This window comes from Paenibacillus sp. FSL H3-0286, assembly GCF_045040705.1.
Taxonomy (GTDB): Bacteria; Bacillota; Bacilli; order Paenibacillales; family Paenibacillaceae; genus Paenibacillus_AQ; species Paenibacillus_AQ odorifer.
Window position 1 is genome coordinate 2048385 of record NZ_CP150285.1, and the last position, 20968, is coordinate 2069352.

The following is a 20968-nucleotide window of genomic DNA, read 5'->3' on the forward strand; positions in this document are numbered from 1 at the left end:
GACGGCACAGTTAATACCTGTATGTTAGCCTATGATACAAAATGGGTATTAGTGTATGTCCCATCTTAAAATTATAGAAAAAAATGTCTGTTTTGTGATTTAAGTCTTCGTTCGACAAGAACATGAGGTTCAGGATAATGACTTCTGCTCATCAGCTCCAGCTCCTGATCAGTGATATTGTGCTTGACTACGACAAAATGGTACATGATTTCATGCACTACATTTGCTTGAAGGGTCTTTAGTATTTCTAGTTCTTCAGTTTCGTAAAGCGGATCTTCATAAGGGTGTTGATAGAATAACTCCATCCGCAGCAACCGATAATCGAAGGGTGGTGCGGGTACAGGGTAGTCTGGAATAGCTGGGCATACTGGACCGGATGGGGGTTGGAAGAAGGATCCTGTAAAATGCCGGGGGGTATATTCGTCAAACTTCTGCTTAAAGGAAGGATTGGACATATGGGCAAAGCTGTGGGCATAGGGTGCTAGAATGCAAACAACTGCTTTATGGATGCTAATTCTGTGAATTTCCGCCATGGCTGTGAATAAATTGTCCACATAAGGCAGTACACGGCTAGCCATAACAAACTCAGCACTATTGTCAGGGAGAGGAATCTCTTGGCAAATATCGCAGACAATATCTACAACAGGACCCGCGATCCGATCGATCCCGAGATAACCTGCTTCCTTATTAGATCCACAGCCGATATCGATTTTCAAGGGGCTCACTCCTTTGGGATAAATCAGGCTCACACTATTGTATTAATACCGCTGTAGCCTGCATCCGACGGATGCCTAATAGAGGCTGGAAGTTATCTAAAATTACTTCATATGAAACTTTCATAGAGTGGTTAACGTTATAAGAGTATACTTATGAAGATGACTTTGAAAATAATCGCCACATAGAGGAGGCACTCAACATGAAAAAACAACGTTCATTACCCGCCATAGCAGCGATTGCTGCCTTAACATTTGCCTTAACCGCTTGCGGTGGGAATAATTCGGCACAGACTTCAGGAGAACCGACTGCAACACCTTCTCCAACACCAACCGAGAGCGCAAGCACTGCTGAGCCTACTGAAGCTCCAAGCACTCCCGTACCCACTGAGAACCCAAGTACAGCCACACCAACCGAAAATCCGAGCACAGCTAAACCTAGTTCTACTCCAAAAGCAGAAGGTAAAACAATAAAAATGACGGCCGTTTATATCGGACAAATAGATAGTCATTCCGTTGAGATTGCGACAAAAGAAGGCCCAACCGCTTTTGAGATTTCAGCTGGAATGGAGAGTATACTTGATACTTTGAATTCAGATGATTCCGTAGTTATTGAATACGTGGAAAAAGCAGTGGAGGGCGATCCGTCCGTCAAGCAACGTGTGCTAACAAAGCTGGCTCTAGCAAAATAATTGAATGTATTGATTTGTAAATAGAGGGTGTCTCAGCAATCATATAGTGGTTGCTGGGACACCCTCGTATTTTTTAAGCATAGTTCTTGCTCAAAACACTAAACTTTGTTTGATCGATCACAGTCCGCATACCTAGCTGCATCATTATGGATCTAGCAGCCCCACTAACGGAACTAGTAGCACCACTATGGATATAGCAACCCCACTAACGGAACTAGTAGCACCACTATGGATCTAGCAGCCCCACTAACGGAACTAGCAGCACCACTATGGATCTAGCAGCCCCACTATTGGATCTAGCAGCCCCACTATGGATCTAGTAGCCCCACTATGGATCTAGCAGCACACTAACGGAACTAGTAGCCCCACTATGGATCTAGCAGCACCACTATGGATCTAGTAGCCCCACTATTGGATCTAGCAGCACACTAACGGAACTAGTAGCCCCACTATGGATCTAGCAGCCCCACTAACGGATCTAGTAACCCCACTATTGGACTCAGCATTATCGGACCCAGCAGCCCTTAAACGCAGCTTTTCCCTACATTTAATTCGCTATCGGACCCCATAGCAGCTATTGCCATAAAAACCGCCCAATATGATCCTTTTTTAATGCAATAGCGTCACTGGGGTCCGAAACTGTGCTCCAAAGGCGAAAAAAACGTAAATAACGTCATCTGAGTCCGTGAGCCGCGGATGACGGGGAAAACTCAGCATTATCGGACCCAGCAGCCCTTAAACGCAGCTTTTCCCCACTTTTGATTCGCTATCGGACCCCATAGCAGCTATGGCCATAAAAACCGCCCAATAGGATCCTTTTTCGATGCAATAGCGTCACTGGGGTCCGAAACTGTGCTCCAAAGGCGAAAAAAACGTAAATAACGTCATCTGAGTCCGCAAGCCGCGGATGAGGGATAGGATCCAGCATTATCGGAATTATCATCATCGGAATCAGTATTATCGGACCCAGCAGCTCTTAAACGCAGCTTTTATTCACATTTGATTCGCTATCGGACCCCATAGCAGCTATTGCCATAAAAATCGCTCAATATGATCCTTTTTCGATGCAATAGCGTCACTGGGGTCCGAAACTATGCTCCAAAGGGCGAAAATCCGTAAATAACGTCATCTGAGTCCGTGAGCCGCGGATGAAGATGAGGACTCCCCAATGCAGATTTTAGATTCATACATAAATAAAGGTATCCTCACAACCCGCTCAAAGTTGTTGGGATACCCTTTTTAATGAAGTTAGCATGTTTAAAAGAAGCTTAAAGCGTTCCAGCATTGACTAGGAAGGTTGTAATAAGCAGCATAAAGAGTAAGATAATAACACCATTGACTATCGTGCCAATAATGCCAAACACCTTGCGGCGTTTCCGAATGGAAAGCCCAATGATGCCGATGACTACACCGATTACATTAAGAGCAGCCAGAATAATAACCGTTAATCCTAGAAGCATTATGAATTGCGAGGACTGGCTTAATAGTTCGGAATTCTCATTAACCAATGAAGAAGACTTCATTATAATAGAGATAAAGATGGCTGCATAGCCGATGATCGACACGAGACAGATAATGAACGAAGCAATACCAGGTCCAGAATGTTGAAGATCATGTTCTACTTTTTGATGCGTAGATGATAAATCAGCGCTTGGGTAATCCGGATGAGGGTTGGGATTTCCCACCTCTGCCGCAGGTACGTCTGATTTTGACAGAGAATTTAAGTCCATGGTTTGCACTCCTTGAGAGATTAGAATGAAAATGTTGTTAATATCCACTTTTTCATATTGATGCTAAAAAAGCAACCCCTGAATGAGGCAAAATAAAAAATGACTGCTGGAAATAGGAACGGGCATTACGTTATGATAGAATGAGTCTAAAATTAAGGGGGTGTAATCATTTGCAACGGAAATTTATGGCCTGGGGGGCTGTGCTAGCAATGCTGGCAGTAGGAATTGGTGCTTTCGGTGCCCATCTACTAAAACCAGTGATCAGTGAAGACTATATGAAGGTATATGAGACTGGTGTGCAGTATCACTTGGTACATGCGCTGGGGGTAATTCTCATCGCACTGGCTGTGGGCCAATGGGGCGAAAGTGCCCGATTACGTTGGGCGGGCCGATTGTTAATTGCAGGTACCATTTTGTTCTCTGGCAGTTTGTATGTTCTGAGTATCTCCGGAATTAAGGTGCTAGGAGCGATTACACCTATCGGTGGGGTATGCTTTATAATTGGCTGGTTATGCCTTGCGATAGAGGGATTTTCACGTAAAAAGTCGTCTTAGTTGTTAAAAAAAAGAAAGACCAATAAGCACCTGTTCCCCAAAGAGGGAGGGTGCTTATTGGCTTGTAACGCATGCGCTTACAGAAACTCGTCGATTTCATTTAGATTAAAGCTGTACACCTGCTTCTCATCCACATGGTAGACACTTATAGAGTTGGCTGCTTCATCAAAGTTTAAAATACGACAGGGCATGGACACTTGTTTCCCGTACCGGTTCGCTCGTAAACGTACCAATTGATTATTCTGAATATACTGACGAATCTTCCCGTATGCATCAGCTGGCGTCTCAATGGCCGTTTGCTGTGCAGGCGTTTCTGCCTGTTTTTTTATCGGTGTATCCAGCTGCTTCTTCGTAGATTTTGGAGGCAGCTTTAATGAAATGGGAGGAGCAGAGTTTTGATTCAAAGCTAGTTTAGCGGAGCGTAGCAAGCTGTCAATGGTTCTCCCTAATTCAAGACCGGAGTTAATGTTGAAATCTGTGATATGGTCATTATTGTTCAACATTTCGAGCAGAAATTGCAGTGCAAGCGGGTTGGTACGGGCATTAATCAGGATGTCGACGTTAAATAAATAATTGCCGTCTGTGCGTTGTAGTTTCTCGTCCATAAATCCCCCAGCTTTTCGTTTAGAACATCTCTGAATGGTTACAGGAATGTAATTAACTATAACATTAAACATGCAATATTCATATACCCAGGACTACTGGAATAGGGACTATTATACTGCATTTTATACTAGGCATAGGACTACCGTCAGCACACCCACAGGAAAATTAGCATACATATACAACGTGGATAGTGAAAAAAAGGAGGTGCTGCTATTGGTTACTATGGAGCCTATTACAGTAGGTGAACATACGCTGATCGGGGTAGAGGTTAAGCTTCCCAAAACTACACTGCTCTCCATCAGCACGAACCGAGGTTATATTATGTGCGGTGCACTGGATGTCGGTCTCCTCAATGAAACACTTAGTGATCGGCATATCATCGCAGCTCGTGCGGTGGGTGTACGGACGCTTGCCCAGCTTTTAGCTGCCCCGTTGGAGTCTGTAACGATAGAAGCAGAGAGTCTTGGCATCGTACCAGGTATGACGGGTGCGGAAGCGTTACTTCTTATGGTCTGACCGGAAAATTTAACAATTCCAAACAAACGGGGCTTAGGCCCTTTTTGTTTGTGTGCAAGTATTCACATTTAAGCATAATCGGGTGTGTCTTTGCTAATGCTAGAACAAATAAAGGTGTTATGGAAGGCTTCTCCTTGTTTCGTATTACAGGTAAAAGGGTAAATTAAGAATAGACAAGTTACTACCGGACGAAGGAAATAGTAACCGGTAAATATAATGGATAAGGTAGGGATCATCTCATGGCTAAAGCATCGAATAAAGTAAATACAACTTCACTGGAACAGATCATGAATCGTCAGGTTGCTAACTTAAATGTCCTGTACGTAAAAATTCATAACTTTCATTGGTATGTCAAAGGAGAACAGTTCTTCTCCCTTCATGTGAAATTTGAGGAATTATATAATGAAGTAACCCTTCACATGGATGAAGTAGCAGAACGCTTGCTAACCATCAAAGGCAGTCCGGCCGCAACATTGAAAGAATATTTGGAATTAGCTACAATTCAAGAAGCTACAGGTAAGGAAGATACACGGGGAATGGTTCAGTCTCTGATTGAAGACTTCGCCACCATCTCTGAAGAGCTGACAGAAGGCATCGAGCTTGCCGAAGAAACCAAGGATCAGCCAACCTCAGATATGTTCATTAAAATCCGTAGTGATCTGGAGAAACACCAATGGATGCTACGTTCGTTTCTTAGCTAATCATTAAGCAGTTTGAATAAGGCTTCCTGCGGGAAGTCTTATTTTTGCGTAGTCTTATGTTTAATGAAAATCTTCTCTGAGTCACAAGTGATTAGCTAAAGAGAAATTTGTAAAAAAACAAGGTTTGATATAAAATTAGTGAGAATCATTGATAATCATTGTGATTCAATTTATAATAATTATAATGTGATAGAAAATCTAATTGTGCTGGGAATCAGGATTATCCTGTTTCAATACAACTTTTGATTTCGCAAATCGATCAATGGAGGGAATAATATTATGGCAGCAGAATTTGTCATTGAGGGTCTTAAAGCGACGATTGAGGGAAAAGAAATTTTGAAGGGGATTAACCTTCAAATGAAAGGTGGCGAAATTCACGCCATCATGGGACCAAACGGTACAGGTAAAAGTACTTTGGCTTCGGCGCTAATGGGTCATCCTAAATATGAAGTAACTGATGGAACTGCAACTCTTGATGGTGAAGATCTTCTGGAGATGGCTGTTGATGAACGCGCACGTGCAGGTCTTTTCCTTGCAATGCAATATCCAAGCGAAATCTCTGGAGTAACTAACTCCGACTTCTTGCGTTCTGCCATTAATTCCCGTCGTGAAGAGGGAAGCGAAATCTCGTTGATTCGTTTTATTCGCCAAATGGAAGCAAAGATGAAAGAACTAGATATGAACCCTGAGTTTTTACACCGTTACTTGAACGAAGGCTTCTCCGGTGGTGAGAAGAAACGTAATGAAATTCTACAAATGATGATGCTGGATCCAAAAATCGTGATCTTGGACGAAATTGACTCCGGTCTTGATATTGATGCTTTGAAAATTGTAGCTGAAGGCGTAAACTCCATGCGGAGCGAAGAACGCGGCTTCTTAGTTATTACCCACTATCAACGTCTTTTGAACTACATCAAACCTGATTATGTTCACGTTATGATGCAAGGTAGAATCGTGAAATCCGGTGGTCCAGAGCTTGCACAGCGTCTGGAAGCAGAGGGTTATGAATGGATTAAAGAAGAACTCGGAATTGAAGATGAAACTGTAGGGCAAGAAGCGTAAGAAACGCCAGGAAGGAGGAGACCACTATGACGACACAGACCATTCTTCCGGTGGATGCCGAACGCTTGAGCGAATTATCGCACAGCAGCGGCGAACCGGGTTGGCTGAAAGAAAGCCGCTTGAAGGCACTAGAATTGGCAGCTACTCTGACACTGCCTAAATTAGAGAAGACACGGATTGATCGTTGGAATGTCAATAATTATGGTAGCTATAAAGCAAGTGAACCTTTTGCTTCGCTAAGTGATGCACCTGCATCTATTTCTTCCTTGATCAAGGATCAGGAGGAAGGCAGCCTGATTATTCAACGCAACTCCGGTGCAGTATATACACGTATCGCTCCTGAGCTTGCAGAACAGGGTGTTATTTTTACAGATCTACAGACAGCTGTTAAAGAACACGGAGATTTGGTTCAACGTTACTTGCATAAAGCCATTCAGCCAGACGAACATTCTATCGCAGCGCTTCATGCTGCATTGTGGAATGGTGGAGTATTCCTCTATGTTCCTAAGAATGTTGTTATTGAAACTCCGCTTCAAGCAGTGCTGTTAACGGATGATGCGGAAGCTACTTTTGTTCCACACATACTGGTCGTAGCTGATACTAACAGTTCCGTAACCTATGTAGACAACTACGTATCGGATAAAGAAGAAGCTGGACTACACAATGGTGCGGTAGAGGTATTCGTGGGCGCTGGCGCTAAAGTTCGTTATGCTACAGTGCATCAGCTTGGTGTAGATACTACAGATGTAACTTATCGCCGGGCTGTTGTTGAGAATGACGGAGTCATCGAATGGATCGTTGGTGAGATGAACTACGGAGATACTGCGAGTGATACCAAGTCTGTGCTTAAAGGCAACGGTTCTAGCTCCGATGCTAAAGTAATTGCAGTAGGTACGGGATCACAGAAACTGAATTACACCACTCAAGCTCAGCATTTTGGCAAAAGCACACCAAGTGACATGATCACTCGTGCAGTTATGCGTGATTCTGCTACTTCTATCATCAACGGAATCACCAAGATTGAGAAAGGTGCTACTAGAGCGGACGGCCAGCAAACGGAAAAAGTATTGATGCTGAGTCCAAAAGCCCGTGGTGACGCCAATCCGATCCTGCTTATTGATGAAGATGATGTTACAGCCGGCCATGCCGCTTCCGTAGGTCAGGTCAATCACGAGCAAGTCTTTTACCTAATGTCCCGCGGAATTACACGGCATGATGCAGAGACTCTGATCATCTACGGCTTCTTGGCTCCTGTTGTGTCACAAATTCCACTGGAGGGACTGCGCAATCAGCTCCAATCTCTTGTGGAAAGGAAGTTAGTGCAATGATTAGCAACGCCATCCGGGAGCAATTTCCCATACTGAACCAAAATGTGAACGGACATCCACTGGTCTATCTGGACAGTGCTGCTACTTCACAGAAGCCTCGGAAAGTAATTGAGGCGGTCAAGTCGTATTATGAGTGGGATAACGCCAACGTACACCGTGGCGTCCATACTTTAGGCAGCCGAGCAACCGATGCCTACGAGGGAGCCCGGGAGAAGCTAGCTAAGTTTATTAACGCCCGCAGCACTAAAGAAATTATCTTTACACGCGGAACAACTACAGCCTTAAATCTTGTGGCCTCTTCTTACGGACCCTCTGCTGTGGGTGAAGGCGACGAAATCGTCATCACCTTAATGGAGCATCATAGTAATCTGATTCCATGGCAGCAGCTCGCTAAGAAGACAGGTGCTACATTAAAATATATACCGTTGCAACCTGATGGAACGGTTACGTTGGAAGCTGCCGAGCAGACGATTACGGATAAAACCAAAATCGTTGCTATCGCTTATGTATCCAACGTTATGGGAGTAACTCATCCTATTAAAGAGCTTGCGGCTATTGCTCATCGTCATGGTGCAGTAATTGTCGTAGATGGTGCACAAAGCACACCACATATGAAGGTCGATGTGCAGGATCTGGATTGTGATTTCTATGCACTATCTGGTCATAAAATGCTCGCACCCACCGGAATTGGCGCTTTGTATGGCAAGAGAGCACTTCTCGAAGCCATGGAGCCCGTCGAATTCGGTGGCGAGATGATCGATGATGTGGGTCTTTATGAATCCACATGGAAAGAACTGCCTTGGAAGTTTGAAGGCGGTACGCCGATCATAGCTGGTGCTGTTGGTCTAGGTGCAGCCATTGATTTCTTACAAGAAATCGGTTTGGATGAGATACACCGCCATGAGAAAGCTCTTGCAGCGTATGCAGAGCAACGTCTGTCAGAGATCGAGGGTCTGAACATTTATGGTCCTCGAAATCGTGAAGTCGGCGTTGTCACCTTTAATCTGGGTGACGTTCACCCGCATGATGTCGCTACAGTGCTAGATGCGGAAGGCATTGCCATCCGCGCCGGGCATCACTGCTGTCAGCCGCTGATGCGCTGGCTGGAAGCCAGCTCTACAGCACGTGCAAGCTTTTATCTGTATAATAACGAGCAGGATGTAGATCGACTGGTGGACGCTTTAATCAAGACAAAGGAGTACTTCAGCTATGAACTTGGATGACTTATACAGACGCGTAATTATGGATCATTATAAAAGTCCTCGAAATCGCGGTTCATTTGAAGATGATGCTCTAAAAATTGAACTGAATAACCCAACCTGTGGTGACCGGATTACTCTTCAGCTTAAGGTAGAGGATGGAATCGTAAAGGATGCCCGTTATAATGGTGAAGGCTGTTCGATCAGTATGTCATCGGCTTCGATGATGACTGAGGCGATCAAAGGACAAACGGTTGAACGTGCGCTTGAACTGGCTGATAACTTCTCCTTACTGATGAAGGGTGAAGACGTGGATTTTGGAGATTACGAAGACATTGAAGCCCTTTCGGGTGTGAATAAATTCCCTGCGCGGATCAAATGCGCAACACTGGCTTGGAACGCACTTCGTAAAGGAATTGACGAAGAAGAGCAACATAAATAACAGTAGAACAAGGAGGCTGACACCATGGCTAAGAAAGCGCCTGATATGGAAGAATACCAGTACGGGTTCCGTGATGAGCATAAATCGATATTCCAGTCTGGTAAAGGTTTGACGGCCGAAATTGTTAAAGAAATTTCAGCAATCAAAAATGAACCACAGTGGATGCTTGACTTCCGCTTGAAATCTTTGGAGCAGTTCCGTAAAATGCCAATGCCAACATGGGGCGGCAATATGGATGATTTGGACTTCGAGGATATTCAATACTATGTAAGACCTTCAGAGAAGCAAGGGAAGACTTGGGAAGAAGTTCCTTCCGAAATCAAAGAAACCTTTGATAAGCTGGGGATTCCGGAAGCGGAACAGAAGTTCCTCGCCGGCGTTTCGGCACAATATGAATCTGAGGTAGTCTATCACAGCATGCAGAAGAGCCTTGAAGATCAAGGGGTTATTTTTACAGATACCGACACTGCATTGCGTGAGCACCCAGAGCTTCTGAAAAAATATTTCGGGACGATCATCCCTCCAACCGATAATAAGTTTGCCGCACTTAACAGTGCAGTTTGGTCAGGCGGCAGCTTCATCTATGTTCCTAAAGGTGTGAAATGTGAAGTTCCTTTGCAGGCTTACTTCCGTATTAACTCTGAGAACATGGGACAATTCGAACGTACTTTGATCCTTGCTGATGAAGACAGCTTCGTGCACTACGTAGAAGGATGTACTGCTCCAATCTATAGCACGAACTCTCTGCACAGTGCGGTTGTTGAAATCTTGTGTATGAAGAACGCCCGCGTTCGTTATACCACAATCCAGAACTGGGCTCCAAACATCTACAACCTCGTTACGAAACGTGCGGTTGCAGAAGAGAATGCTACTATGGAATGGGTCGATGGTAACATCGGTTCCAAGCTGACCATGAAATACCCTGCGGTTGTTCTTAAAGGCCGTGGTGCTAAAGGTTCAGTACTATCCATCGCGGTAGCAGGTAAAGACCAGCATCAGGATGCGGGTGCCAAGATGATCCATTTGGCTCCAGATACAACATCCACCATTGTATCGAAATCCATCAGTAAACATGGCGGTAAAGTAACTTACCGTGGTCTAGCTTCCTTCGGCCGTCAAGCAGAAGGTGCGAAATCGAACATTAAATGTGATACGCTGATTTTGGATAATGAGTCCACTTCGGATACTATTCCTTACAATGAAATCATGAACGATAACATCGTTCTTGAGCATGAAGCAACCGTGTCTAAAGTTTCTGAGGAGCAACTGTTCTACCTGATGAGCCGTGGCCTCACAGAAGCAGAAGCGACTCAAATGATCATCATGGGCTTCATCGAGCCGTTCACAAAAGAACTGCCGATGGAATATGCGGTCGAAATGAACCGTCTGATCAAGTTCGAAATGGAAGGTTCAATCGGTTAATAAGAGCGCTTATGAATGGAGGCCCGTCCTCCTAACGCTTATATATTTCTTCAAAGCATCCGTAGATATTTTTCTGCGGATACTTTTTTATTGGCACAATTGAAAAAATCCCCGAATGCTCCGGGGACACACCTTTAATATTTTTAATTATCCATTTCCGGCAACGGCAATTCCACTGAAGGATCTGGCTCCCAGAGATGCCGTTCTAATTGCTGATGCTACAATGGTGTATTGGATCTGGCCGGTAAGCACATCGGTCGAAGGCGGATAGTCGACAGCGGTTATTCCAACCATTTCATATTGGGTCGTTGTATTATTAATGTTTCCGGGGTAGGTTGTACTAAAAATTAATATATTATTGCGGTAAATACTAAAAGTAACATCATTCTGAACTATAATGCTGACATCAACACTAAGTCTGGCAAAAGCATTCAATGTGACTCTCACTAAACCTGCATTGGCAGGGGTAACATTTACTGTCTGAAGTCCAATGTCACCGAAAATTGCACTTGAACGAACTAAATTAAGACTTTGTGAATCCATAGTACTGTCCTGTGAAATCCGCATATCAAGAAACTGTATACTCATCCAATTCACCTAACCTCTCATTGTTGATTTTACATTTTATGAGAGAAAGAATAGAATGGTGTGTAAGATACAAACAGATAGCGGGTTGATTATATGAAACGCTGCTAAAACCCAATTATAAACAGAACCCCCGCCAATCACTTGGCGGGGGTTTTTATATGGTATAGGTTACTGTTTTGCCAGATCATTCACTTCTTTACTAAAAGCCTCTGAATATTGATTAAATTTACCTGCATCAAGTTTTAAGCTGTTGTCGTTTGCTTTTGGAGGTGTCTCCTGAATCTGTTTATATAAAAGATCAATTTCTGGGGAAAGCTTGGCCCATATTTTTTTTATAGAATCATACTTAGTATCTAACTCATTCATATATGTATCGTATTCTTTTTTCTCTTCCATGGCTTTGCCAAGCTGTTCGATCGTAAAGTCAATGTCCATGCTCGCTCCTGTACTGCTTGTACCACTTCTAGTGTATGAGATAACATCTACAAACCCAACATTCCAAATGTCAGCAATAACAAAATTGCTTATTTCTCTTAGCATTTTTTCAGGTGAGGGTGCTGTATCAGTTTTTGAGGAGATTTCCCCGAAATTAAACAAGTTTTTAGATTCGTTGATCGCTGTGTTTGCGTCCGTAGGGTTATTGTTATTTGTATTGCTACACCCTGAAAGAAGGATAATGGCGATAATACAAGATAAAACAAGCTGCTTTTTCAATATAGTTCCCCTCCATAATATAAGTAAAAAGTGTTGTATTACTATATTACGGTAAATTGTGGTAAAAGTTTTACATCTGAAGCAAATTTAAGACGGCGAAAAAGTGAACTCTTCGTATCCCGGAATAAATTCCAATAATTATGCAAAAAACCGAATAAAGGTCCTCCTAATATTACACGATGATTACAATAATTATGTAGATTCTTAATTCATCAGGATTAAGGAGGAAACACGAGCATTTTAAGATAACGAGGGTCCTTTATATCATGTAGATGCTGCTTTTTTCCGAAATAACCGCAAAAACGCGCAATTCTCCCCTTTGCCGCATTAAATTATGGATGATACACTGCTTAAAGTCACTAAATTGTAAGCGCTAAAAAAAGCTAGCTTACGATGTAACATTTGCTTTATACAAAAAATTGCTTACTAAGTAAGCCTTAAGGAGGAGAGATATGGATGTTCTCAGGCAACTGCGCGGTTATTATCGGGAGAAGCTGCATTTTCTGATTCTTTCGATTATATGTTTGGCCGCTGCAACTGCAGTGGGGCTGATTACCCCCAATTTGTTAAGAAAGCTGATCGATGATGTTATTGTGCCACTTAAGTTTACAGAGGTGCCAGTGCTCGCATTGAGCGTGTTAGCTGTAGTAATAGTAAAAGCATGCCTGCAGTTTGCACATGGATTTTTTGGAGGACGGCTAGGTAACTTTCTTGCATACCGGCTGCGTAATGCTTGTTATGAGAAGCTGCAATTCCTATCTTTCCGTTATTATGATACCGCGAAAACGGGAGATTTGATGTCCCGGCTAACCGGAGATTTGGAAGCGATTCGTAACTTTATCGGTTTCGGTTTTGCTCAGCTGCTGAATGTCTTTTTTATGGTCATTTTTGGTTCGATTATGATGTTCTCACTCAATTGGCAGCTTACTCTAGTAACTTTGATTACGATGCCCATCCTGGCGTTTATTGCGCTAAAATTCGAGTCTAAGATTCACCCGGCCTTTCAAGAGATGCGTCTTGCACTCAGTTCTCTGACAACGGCTGTACAGGAGAATATCACGGGTGTGCGCACCGTCAAATCATTTGCGAGAGAGGCTCATGAAGTAGAGAAATTCTCACACCGCAACGAACGTTATAAGAATAACCAGATTTTTGCCGCTGAGCTCTGGAGTAAGTTTTTTCCGGCGATGGAGTTTTTAGCATCGATCAGTGCAGCTATTCTGCTTGGAGTAGGCGGAACGTTAGTTATTAAGGGGAAAATGTCACTAGGCGAACTGGTTGCTTTTTTCAGCTTAATTTGGTACATCATTGGACCGATTTGGGGTCTTGGATTCCATATTAATAACTATACACAGTCCAAAGCATCGGGAGAACGTGTATTGGAAGTACTTAATCAGAATATTGATGTGAAGGATAAAGAGAACGCCCGTGAACTGGTACCTTCTGAGGTTAAAGGAGATGTAGCGTTTAATCACGTCACATTTGCTTATGGGAACAAAATGCCTGCGGTTACAGACATTGATTTTGAGGCCAAATCTGGTGCGGTTATAGGGTTCCTTGGAGGTACGGGCTCTGGTAAATCGACCATTACACAGCTGATGATGCGTGCTTATGACGTTAATGAAGGCAGCATCACACTGGATGGGATGGACATCAGAGAATACAATGTTCGCAGCTTGCGTTCACAGATTGCAACGGTCTTTCAGGAAACCTTCCTGTTCTCCTCCTCAATTCGCAACAACATCTCCTATGGGTTGAAAAATGTAAGCATGGAAGAAATTATCCGAGCTGCACAACTTGCCAAAGCCCATGATTTCATCATGGAGATGGAAGACGGTTATGACACTGTGGTGGGTGAGCGCGGAATGGGTCTTTCCGGTGGACAAAAGCAACGGATTGCCATCGCTAGAGCCCTGCTTAAGAATCCGCGGATTCTTATCCTCGATGATGCGACCAGCGCTGTCGATATGGAGACGGAGCACGAGATTCAAGCCGGATTCCAAGAGGTCATGAAGGGGCGCACTACACTTATTATTGCCCATCGGATCTCCTCCTTGCGCCATGCGGATCAGATTATCGTCATGAACGAAGGTCATGTACAGCAGCGTGGTACCCATAAAGAGCTAATTGAAGTGCCGGGTCCTTATCAGGATGTATACCGGATACAGTATGCTGATTATCTGGCCAGAGCGACCGGAAGAGGGGAGGAGTGAGGCATATGAAACTTGAAGCCAAACCAATGACCGCTACGGGAGCAAAAAATAAAGCAGCCGAGCAGCAAGAGCTGGATGAACGTTTTGTATACAAAGATGATGATGTCATCGATAAGGCTTTTGACTGGAAGCAATTCACCAGACTGTTCGGGTACATGAAGCCTTATGCAAAGCAGATGCTTCCATTGGTGTCCATCATGATGATTCTGGGAACCATCACGAAGTTGACCGTCCCGTTCCTAACAAGTTTAGCGATTGACCGTGCGATTGCGCCAAAGGTGGGGAATCCCAGCTTATCACTGCTTTATTCGCTTACAGCAGGGGTAATCGTCTTATATCTGATTCAATGGATTGCGGGAGTGTACCGGATTAAATATACGAACATCATAGGCCAAAGAGTGATTTATGATTTGCGCTCAGATTTGTTCAAGCATATTCAGAAGCTCTCCTTTAACTTCTTTGATAAACGTCCGGCAGGTTCGGTATTAGTACGGGTAACCAATGATATCAACTCACTGCAGGATCTGTTCACAAACGGGGTTGTCAATCTGATGATTGACTGCGTGCAGCTTATGGGGATTACCATTATTCTGCTAGTGATCAACTGGAAGCTAGGTCTTGCAGTAATGGTTACGGTTCCGATTATGTTCTTTGTTTCAACTAAGCTGCGCCAAAAGATTCGGATCGCTTGGCAGGATGTGCGGATGAAGAACTCCAGAATTAATTCTCATTTAAATGAATCGATTCAGGGAATCAGAGTCACACAAGCCTACACCCAAGAACAAGAAAACATGAATTATTTCGATGTTATGAATACCGACAGCAAAAAATCCTGGAACAAAGCCTCTGCGATGAACCAGGCGTTCGGTCCGATTATTGAGGTCACAGGTGGTTTTGGAACAATGATCCTCTTTTGGCTGGGGGCTTATCTGATCCAATCTGGAGAACTCACAGTAGGTATGCTGGTAGCATTCAGTTCTTATGTCAGCAATTTCTGGGACCCGATTAATCGCCTTGGGCAGATGTACAATCAGCTGCTTGTGGCAATGGCTTCCTCGGAACGGATCTTTGAATATTTGGATGAGCAACCGGCGGTGCAAGATAATCCTGGTGCTAAGCCAATGGGAACGATTCGTGGGGATATTAACTTTGAAAAGGTCATTTTTGAATATGAAAAAGGCCGGGCTGCACTAAAAGGTATTGATCTGGATGTTCAAGCAGGACAGTCGATCGCGCTCGTAGGTCATACAGGTTCTGGTAAAAGTACGATCATTAACCTGATTGGCCGGTTCTATGATATTAAGAGCGGCCGAATCACGATAGACGGTGAAGATATCCGCGGGGTTACGTTAGACAGCCTGCGAAGGCAGATCGGAATCGTACTGCAAGATACCTTTATTTTCTCGGGAACGATTCGGGATAATATCCGTTTTGGCCGTCTGGAGGCTACAGATGAAGAAGTGGAAAATGCCGCAAAAGCCGTGGATGCCCATGACTTTATCATGAAGCTGCCCGGAGGGTATGAGACTGAGGTGGAAGAGCGCGGCAGCGCGTTGTCGATGGGACAACGTCAGCTGCTCTCCTTCGCCCGGGCGCTTTTGGCAAATCCGCGGATACTAATCCTGGATGAGGCAACTGCCAGCATTGATACGGAGACGGAGCTGAAGATCCAGGAGGCACTCAAAATCCTGCTTCAAGGCCGAACCTCCTTTATCGTAGCGCACAGACTCTCTACCATCCGTCATGCGGATAAAATAGTCGTCCTCGATCACGGAGAGATTAAAGAAGAAGGAAACCATCATGAGTTGACATCCCGTGATGGGGTATACAACGGTCTGATCGAAGCGCAATTCCGCTTCCTATAGACCGACAGAACGGAATAGAACAGAACAAAACAAAACAGAACAGAACAGAACAGAACAGAACAGAACACAACAACAGCTCATTCCAGTTGCTTAGGCAACTGCGGGGTGGGCTGTTTTTTATAGGGATATAGTGATTAAGGTGGTCGGGGCTTGGTGGATCAGAGTAGAGTGGAATATGGCAGAGGTATTACGGAACAAGGCAACCGAAGAACGGAAGAACGGAAGAACGGAAGAACGGCAGAACGGAAGAACATCAGAACGGAAGCACGGAAGCACGGCAGAACGGAAGAACATAATGCAGCAGGGTAAGATTTCTATGATTCAGTTACTTAGGGCGTTTGGATACCCTGCCCGTCACACGCAGCTCAAACATTTGTGCACAAATATCTTGATGCCATTGTAGATCAGCTGTCTGTTCCGCTAATAGGATTTCATTTTGTAATCGGGCCATCTCATAGCAGTAGGTAGCGTTAATTTGCAGGCACTGCTGTTGCTCCGTTTCCTCAGCAGCAGTAAGCTGCCGTCTACGGCTCAGGGTGAACAACTCGGCAAGGCGTTCATGGACAGGAAGCATGCTTTTTTCCTCCTATAGCAATTTAAAACCACATATTAGTCTCGCCATTAGAAGAGGAATTCAAACGTTTCGTCAGATAATTAAATTGAGGGGCCTTACTATGTTGAGGGTAGGAGGAACTATCTTCGAAGTCAGAAGGAAACAATAGAGGTGAGAGAGGTGAGAGAGGTGAAAATCGAGGAATGTTTAGGAGTAATCTGGAAACCAATCTTTAGTTGCAGTTTGTACAATAGAAACCATCATTCTCGTTATAAAAATACTGTTAATTGCACTTTGTGCAGCTATTTTCGAGAAATGTGCTTATAAAGAGCATTTTCCTTAATTCTAGTTGCACAAAGTACAACTAAATCACCATTCAGCTCGCAAGACGTGGATTCTGTTGCACAAAATACAACTAAATCACCATTCAGCTCGCTAGAAGTGGATACTGTTGCACAAAGTACAACTAAATCACCATTCCGCTCGCAAGACATGGATTCTGTTGCACAAAGTACAACTAAAAAATCCCCCGTAGTCAAACCGGGGGATTTAGTGTACAAACAGCAGCTCTGAACCTTCTGCTAAGCAACGCAGGACCTCAAGAAACGCCCTAGTCCATGTAGATTTCCACAATCGTAACGTTACGTTCGCGGGCTAGATCGACAAATAATCCATCGATCTTTACCAGCGGACGGAAAATATCAACTGGATTGTTCATGATAATCACACCTGTGTCCCCCGTGTTCAGCAATACTCGCTTGCCGATAAAGTTGGGCATTAAATGTTGTATAAAGGCTTGAACCGTTCTGCCGTTCAGCTTACCAAAGCTGAGGTCATTTAGTTCACGTAGGACAGAAATAAGCTCTTGCTTGGACTGATAGACGCGTTTGGAAGTCATCGCACTATAGATGTCAGCTACAGCAGCAATTTGCGCATAAGGATGAATCTCGGATTTGGTTAGATTATTAGGATAGCCAGAGCCGTCCTCACGTTCATGATGCTGTAGGGCTGCCAAAGCTGTATGTGAGTCATCCATCGAATTGCGGATAATTTCGTAGCCGTACTTAGTATGTAGTTTAACTTCTTCGAATTCTTCCGCGGTTAATTTTCCAGGCTTATTTAATAGAGCAGGTGAGATTCTACATTTTCCAATATCAATTAAATATCCAGCTCGTCCAATCTCATAGCATTCTTGTTTGGAATACCCAAGCCAGATTGCAATATAATAAGAGAGCATACCTACCTGCAAAGAGTGGTTGTAGGTATAATTATCTTCGCGATCGAGCAGAAGCAGCAGGGAGACTACATCCTTTTGCTTGTCCAACGATTGAAGCGAAGGCTGAAGAATGTCGTTAACCACGGATTGGTTAAAGCTTCCTTTTAATAGTGCTTCCATATAAAGATTCTCAAAGCCGTCAATCATGGTATCAAAACTAGTGGTCACCGTCTGAATAATTGAAGGTCTGCTTAATGGGGCAGGTTCTTCCACTAACGTCTGGATATCAACATAATCAACTCCATGCTGCATCAGCTTGGCGATATCATCTATCTGGAGCAGCGATCCCTTTGGTAATACATGCAGACCTCTTGAACTATAAGCGTCTGAGTTGAGGTGATTACCAGGTTTTAGATCCGAGACGTGTACTCTCAATGCCTATGCCACCTTTTATCCGATTTTATCCAGAATATCAACAAAGTGCAGATTTTTCAATGAAAAAGGAGTGAAGATTAATTGTGGAGGGAATCGGCAGCCTTTTGTTCAGAGCCTACCCAGTGCTGGCCTGATTCATTGATGTCTTTTTTCCAGATAGGGACGGTCTGTTTCAGCAGTTCAATGGCCAGACGACTAGCCTCGTAACAGGTATCGCGATGAGGGGTGGAGACAGCAATGATAACGCTTGCTTCCTTAAGACCAACAAGCCCAATGCGGTGGGAAATCGCGCAGCGTGCATTCCAGCGATTCTGTACCTCATCACCAATTTCTTTCAGCTTATTTAAGGCCATAGGAATATAGGCTTCATAGTCTAATGCTGTTGTGCGTTGTTCTCCGGTCATTTCGCGTGTAGTTCCTACAAATAATAGGGATGCTCCATGATTGGCATCGAGGACGGCATCCAGAAGCTTCTCAGCATTTAATGGCAGATCCGTTATGCTATAGAGGCCGTCAGGAGTGCTCTCATATAAAGAACCATTCTCTCCCCCGGAAACGGGAGGGATTAATGCAACTTCGGCAGACTCGGTGATGAGGGCTTCATCAGGTGCATATTCCCGGTCAATAGCGACCAAAGAAGTTCCAATTAGGGATGCTGCATCCGGATAAGAGGTTGAAAGGAGTTCTTTTAACTTCCCAGCGGTTAAGGGATTCTCCGTCGCATGAAAGGTCAGAGAAGATGAACCGATAATCTCAGCCAAACCCGCGAACAGGCGGATTGTGATATGCATACTTATTCACCTCTGAAATATGTTGTAATGTCTACAATATACCATAATGAGCCTGAAAATGTTATGCTAGGCTCTATAAGATCATGCATCGGCTGCTTCATTAAAGAGCGGCTCAACAGGTAGGAGGAATGTTGCTAATGGGGCATGTGCCGCAAAGACTGACCATACTTCATACCAATGATATACATAGCCATTTCGAAATGGTGAGTCCATTGGCAGCAGAAATCGGGAGACAAAGAGCTGCAGCGGGAGAAGCGCCTGTGCTGCTGCTGGATATTGGCGATCATATGGATCGTGCAGCCGTCGAGACAGAAGGAACTATGGGTCAGGCTAACATTGATGTACTTAATTTAACAGGATATGATGCTGTAACCATCGGTAATAATGAGGGGTTAACATTCTCACAGGAGATGTTATCCTCTATTTTCTCCGGGTTACAGTGTCCAGTGGTATGCTGTAATTTTGTGGAGACTGCAACAGGGGAACCTCCCCACTGGATGAAGCGTCATGCCATCTTGGAGAAGGACGGAATCAGAATAGGAGTGACTGGAGCGACAGCGGCATTTACTTCGTTTTATTCCTTGCTGGGCTGGGATGCTCTGGATCCCGAGACAACCCTTCGGGAACAATGCCTTCTTCTAGCTCCTCAGGTGGACATTCTAATCATCCTTTCTCATTTGGGGCTTCCCGCAGATCGAATTCTGGCAGAGCGGCTGGAAGGTGTGCATGCTATTCTAGGTGGACATACACATCATATGCTGGAAGAACCGCTCATGATTAACGGAACAGCTGTATGTGGAGCCGGGAAATTCGGGCGTTACCTCGGGCGGCTTCAATTTGAGCGGAGAGAGGGACAACCTGGATTTAGCCTGGTGGCGGGTGAATGTATTCCGATTGACCCAGGACTGAAGGAAGAGATTGTAGGTCCTGCCGCTACTATTCATTTGGAGCGTGGTCGTGAGGCTCTTCAGCAGACCGTTGCGATCACAGATCGTGAGCTTCCTTTGAATTTGCAGGGAGAATCCCCTTTCGGCAATCTTTTAGCCCAAGCTGTACGTAGATTTACAGGCACCAGTTTGTCGATAGTTAACACAGGTCAGCTTCTAGGACCTTTGCCTGAAAGGGAGGTTACAGCGGGAATGCTGCACGCCCTATGTCCTTCTCCCATTAACACCTGCGTAATCAAGCTGAAAGGCCTAGATATTCGCATAGCTTTGGAGCAGAGTCTTACTGAAGAATTTTATAATAAGGTGATTTTTGGGTATGGCTTTCGCGGGGATTATCTGGGCAGCTTAGCAGTAGATGGGATAAAAATCTTGTACGATCCGCAGAAGATACCGTATGATAACAATATTGCAGTTTTTGTCGAAGGAAACCCGCTGGAGGATGATAAAGAGTATAATGTTGGTACGCTGGACATGTTTACTTTCCGTGCAGGCTATGAGACGATCGCCAATGGGAAGGATCCTGTATTTTTGCTGCCTCATTTTTTACGCGACCTGCTTGGGATGGAATTGCAGCGTCCGGACAGTCTTGATGAATGTATGCTCACTCGGTGGGAGATCAAGTCTGAGTAAACCTGCAGCTCACAAGATATACTTTTTGATTCCATTTAAACAGTGCTAGAT

The 20968-nt window shown here is 44.2% G+C and carries 21 protein-coding genes; 13 read left to right on the top strand and 8 right to left on the bottom strand.

Annotated features, from left to right (window positions below; translation table 11 throughout):
* Positions 1–71 precede the first annotated feature (71 nt).
* Positions 72–716 (bottom strand): methyltransferase domain-containing protein, encoded by a 645-nt coding sequence (locus MHB37_RS08675; protein ID WP_076195236.1) that lies wholly within the window; start codon positions 714–716, stop codon positions 72–74.
* A 200-nt stretch (positions 717–916) separates the two neighbouring features.
* Between MHB37_RS08675 and MHB37_RS08680 the strand changes: the two genes are divergently transcribed.
* Positions 917–1405, top strand: a complete 489-nt coding sequence (locus tag MHB37_RS08680; protein ID WP_036684361.1) for a hypothetical protein — start codon at positions 917–919, stop codon at positions 1403–1405.
* Positions 1406–2673: 1268 nt separating this feature from the next.
* Here the strand turns inward: MHB37_RS08680 and MHB37_RS08685 are convergent.
* A complete protein-coding gene (locus MHB37_RS08685) occupies positions 2674–3135 on the bottom strand; it encodes a hypothetical protein (protein WP_076124771.1) in 462 nt (153 codons plus the stop codon).
* Between the two features lie 170 nt (positions 3136–3305).
* On the opposite strand from MHB37_RS08685, the gene MHB37_RS08690 reads away from it, so the two are divergent.
* Complete coding sequence (locus MHB37_RS08690; RefSeq protein WP_076305977.1) at positions 3306–3689, top strand: DUF423 domain-containing protein; 384 nt, start codon at positions 3306–3308, stop codon at positions 3687–3689.
* Between the two features lie 77 nt (positions 3690–3766).
* Here the strand turns inward: MHB37_RS08690 and MHB37_RS08695 are convergent, their stop codons facing one another.
* Entirely contained in the window at positions 3767–4294 is a 528-nt protein-coding gene (locus MHB37_RS08695) for a hypothetical protein (RefSeq protein WP_036684355.1), read from the bottom strand.
* Positions 4295–4508: 214 nt separating this feature from the next.
* On the opposite strand from MHB37_RS08695, the gene MHB37_RS08700 reads away from it, so the two are divergent.
* The 7 genes from MHB37_RS08700 (at position 4509) to sufB (ending at position 10965) form a co-directional block, all read left to right on the top strand.
* Entirely contained in the window at positions 4509–4811 is a 303-nt protein-coding gene (locus MHB37_RS08700) for a YunC family protein (RefSeq protein ID WP_036684352.1), read from the top strand.
* Between the two features lie 239 nt (positions 4812–5050).
* The gene (locus MHB37_RS08705; protein ID WP_036684350.1) at positions 5051–5512 is read left to right on the top strand and encodes a Dps family protein; all 462 of its coding nucleotides are present in this window, start codon (positions 5051–5053) and stop codon (positions 5510–5512) included.
* Positions 5513–5791: 279 nt separating this feature from the next.
* Positions 5792–6574, top strand: coding sequence for a Fe-S cluster assembly ATPase SufC (gene sufC / locus MHB37_RS08710; protein ID WP_036684347.1), 783 nt, complete (start codon positions 5792–5794; stop codon positions 6572–6574).
* Between the two features lie 26 nt (positions 6575–6600).
* Positions 6601–7902, top strand: coding sequence for a Fe-S cluster assembly protein SufD (gene sufD / locus MHB37_RS08715; protein WP_036684344.1), 1302 nt, complete (start codon positions 6601–6603; stop codon positions 7900–7902).
* Positions 7899–9125: a cysteine desulfurase gene (locus MHB37_RS08720; RefSeq protein ID WP_076219340.1), complete on the top strand. Its 1227-nt coding sequence runs from the start codon at positions 7899–7901 to the stop codon at positions 9123–9125. Before sufD ends, MHB37_RS08720 begins: the two co-directional genes overlap by 4 nt.
* A complete protein-coding gene (sufU, locus tag MHB37_RS08725; RefSeq protein WP_036684339.1) occupies positions 9112–9543 on the top strand; it encodes a Fe-S cluster assembly sulfur transfer protein SufU in 432 nt (143 codons plus the stop codon). The genes MHB37_RS08720 and sufU overlap by 14 nt, the downstream gene beginning before the upstream one ends.
* Positions 9544–9567: 24 nt before the next feature.
* Positions 9568–10965, top strand: coding sequence for a Fe-S cluster assembly protein SufB (sufB, locus tag MHB37_RS08730; protein ID WP_036684335.1), 1398 nt, complete (start codon positions 9568–9570; stop codon positions 10963–10965).
* 147 nt (positions 10966–11112) lie between these two features.
* Here sufB and MHB37_RS08735 read toward each other — a convergent pair whose 3' ends face one another.
* Together MHB37_RS08735 and MHB37_RS08740 are read right to left on the bottom strand one after the other, a co-directional pair.
* Positions 11113–11553: a hypothetical protein gene (locus MHB37_RS08735; RefSeq protein ID WP_076124776.1), complete on the bottom strand. Its 441-nt coding sequence runs from the start codon at positions 11551–11553 to the stop codon at positions 11113–11115.
* Positions 11554–11721: 168 nt separating this feature from the next.
* Positions 11722–12267, bottom strand: coding sequence for a hypothetical protein (locus tag MHB37_RS08740; RefSeq protein WP_076191068.1), 546 nt, complete (start codon positions 12265–12267; stop codon positions 11722–11724).
* 452 nt (positions 12268–12719) lie between these two features.
* Between MHB37_RS08740 and MHB37_RS08745 the strand changes: the two genes are divergently transcribed.
* The 3 genes from MHB37_RS08745 (at position 12720) to MHB37_RS08755 (ending at position 16654) form a co-directional block, all read left to right on the top strand.
* Entirely contained in the window at positions 12720–14480 is a 1761-nt protein-coding gene (locus tag MHB37_RS08745; RefSeq protein ID WP_036684103.1) for an ABC transporter ATP-binding protein, read from the top strand.
* Between the two features lie 26 nt (positions 14481–14506).
* Positions 14507–16345 (top strand): ABC transporter ATP-binding protein, encoded by a 1839-nt coding sequence (locus MHB37_RS08750; protein WP_172628886.1) that lies wholly within the window; start codon positions 14507–14509, stop codon positions 16343–16345.
* A gap of 153 nt (positions 16346–16498) precedes the next feature.
* A complete protein-coding gene (locus tag MHB37_RS08755; RefSeq protein ID WP_405169148.1) occupies positions 16499–16654 on the top strand; it encodes a hypothetical protein in 156 nt (51 codons plus the stop codon).
* A gap of 16 nt (positions 16655–16670) precedes the next feature.
* On the opposite strand, the gene MHB37_RS08760 is transcribed toward MHB37_RS08755, so the two are convergent.
* The 3 genes from MHB37_RS08760 to MHB37_RS08770 all read right to left on the bottom strand — a co-directional run bounded on the left by MHB37_RS08760 (position 16671) and on the right by MHB37_RS08770 (position 19340).
* Positions 16671–16919, bottom strand: coding sequence for a hypothetical protein (locus MHB37_RS08760; protein WP_076124783.1), 249 nt, complete (start codon positions 16917–16919; stop codon positions 16671–16673).
* Positions 16920–17508: 589 nt separating this feature from the next.
* The gene (locus MHB37_RS08765) at positions 17509–18549 is read right to left on the bottom strand and encodes an HD-GYP domain-containing protein (RefSeq protein WP_076191074.1); all 1041 of its coding nucleotides are present in this window, start codon (positions 18547–18549) and stop codon (positions 17509–17511) included.
* 77 nt (positions 18550–18626) lie between these two features.
* Positions 18627–19340 (bottom strand): molybdenum cofactor biosynthesis protein MoaE, encoded by a 714-nt coding sequence (locus tag MHB37_RS08770; protein WP_076281049.1) that lies wholly within the window; start codon positions 19338–19340, stop codon positions 18627–18629.
* Between the two features lie 137 nt (positions 19341–19477).
* On the opposite strand from MHB37_RS08770, the gene MHB37_RS08775 reads away from it, so the two are divergent.
* A complete protein-coding gene (locus MHB37_RS08775) occupies positions 19478–20917 on the top strand; it encodes a bifunctional metallophosphatase/5'-nucleotidase (protein ID WP_405169149.1) in 1440 nt (479 codons plus the stop codon).
* The last annotated feature ends 51 nt before the right edge of the window (positions 20918–20968 follow it).

Coding starts and splice junctions, on each gene's coding strand:
- MHB37_RS08680 (WP_036684361.1), top strand. CDS start 917: ATGAAAAAACAACGTTCATTACCCGCCATAGCAGCGATTGCTGCCTTA.
- MHB37_RS08685 (WP_076124771.1), bottom strand. CDS start 3,135: ATGGACTTAAATTCTCTGTCAAAATCAGACGTACCTGCGGCAGAGGTG.
- MHB37_RS08695 (WP_036684355.1), bottom strand. CDS start 4,294: ATGGACGAGAAACTACAACGCACAGACGGCAATTATTTATTTAACGTC.
- MHB37_RS08705 (WP_036684350.1), top strand. CDS start 5,051: ATGGCTAAAGCATCGAATAAAGTAAATACAACTTCACTGGAACAGATC.
- sufC (WP_036684347.1), top strand. CDS start 5,792: ATGGCAGCAGAATTTGTCATTGAGGGTCTTAAAGCGACGATTGAGGGA.
- sufD (WP_036684344.1), top strand. CDS start 6,601: ATGACGACACAGACCATTCTTCCGGTGGATGCCGAACGCTTGAGCGAA.
- MHB37_RS08720 (WP_076219340.1), top strand. CDS start 7,899: ATGATTAGCAACGCCATCCGGGAGCAATTTCCCATACTGAACCAAAAT.
- sufU (WP_036684339.1), top strand. CDS start 9,112: ATGAACTTGGATGACTTATACAGACGCGTAATTATGGATCATTATAAA.
- sufB (WP_036684335.1), top strand. CDS start 9,568: ATGGCTAAGAAAGCGCCTGATATGGAAGAATACCAGTACGGGTTCCGT.
- MHB37_RS08735 (WP_076124776.1), bottom strand. CDS start 11,553: ATGAGTATACAGTTTCTTGATATGCGGATTTCACAGGACAGTACTATG.
- MHB37_RS08745 (WP_036684103.1), top strand. CDS start 12,720: ATGGATGTTCTCAGGCAACTGCGCGGTTATTATCGGGAGAAGCTGCAT.
- MHB37_RS08750 (WP_172628886.1), top strand. CDS start 14,507: ATGACCGCTACGGGAGCAAAAAATAAAGCAGCCGAGCAGCAAGAGCTG.
- MHB37_RS08760 (WP_076124783.1), bottom strand. CDS start 16,919: ATGCTTCCTGTCCATGAACGCCTTGCCGAGTTGTTCACCCTGAGCCGT.
- MHB37_RS08770 (WP_076281049.1), bottom strand. CDS start 19,340: ATGCATATCACAATCCGCCTGTTCGCGGGTTTGGCTGAGATTATCGGT.
- MHB37_RS08775 (WP_405169149.1), top strand. CDS start 19,478: ATGGGGCATGTGCCGCAAAGACTGACCATACTTCATACCAATGATATA.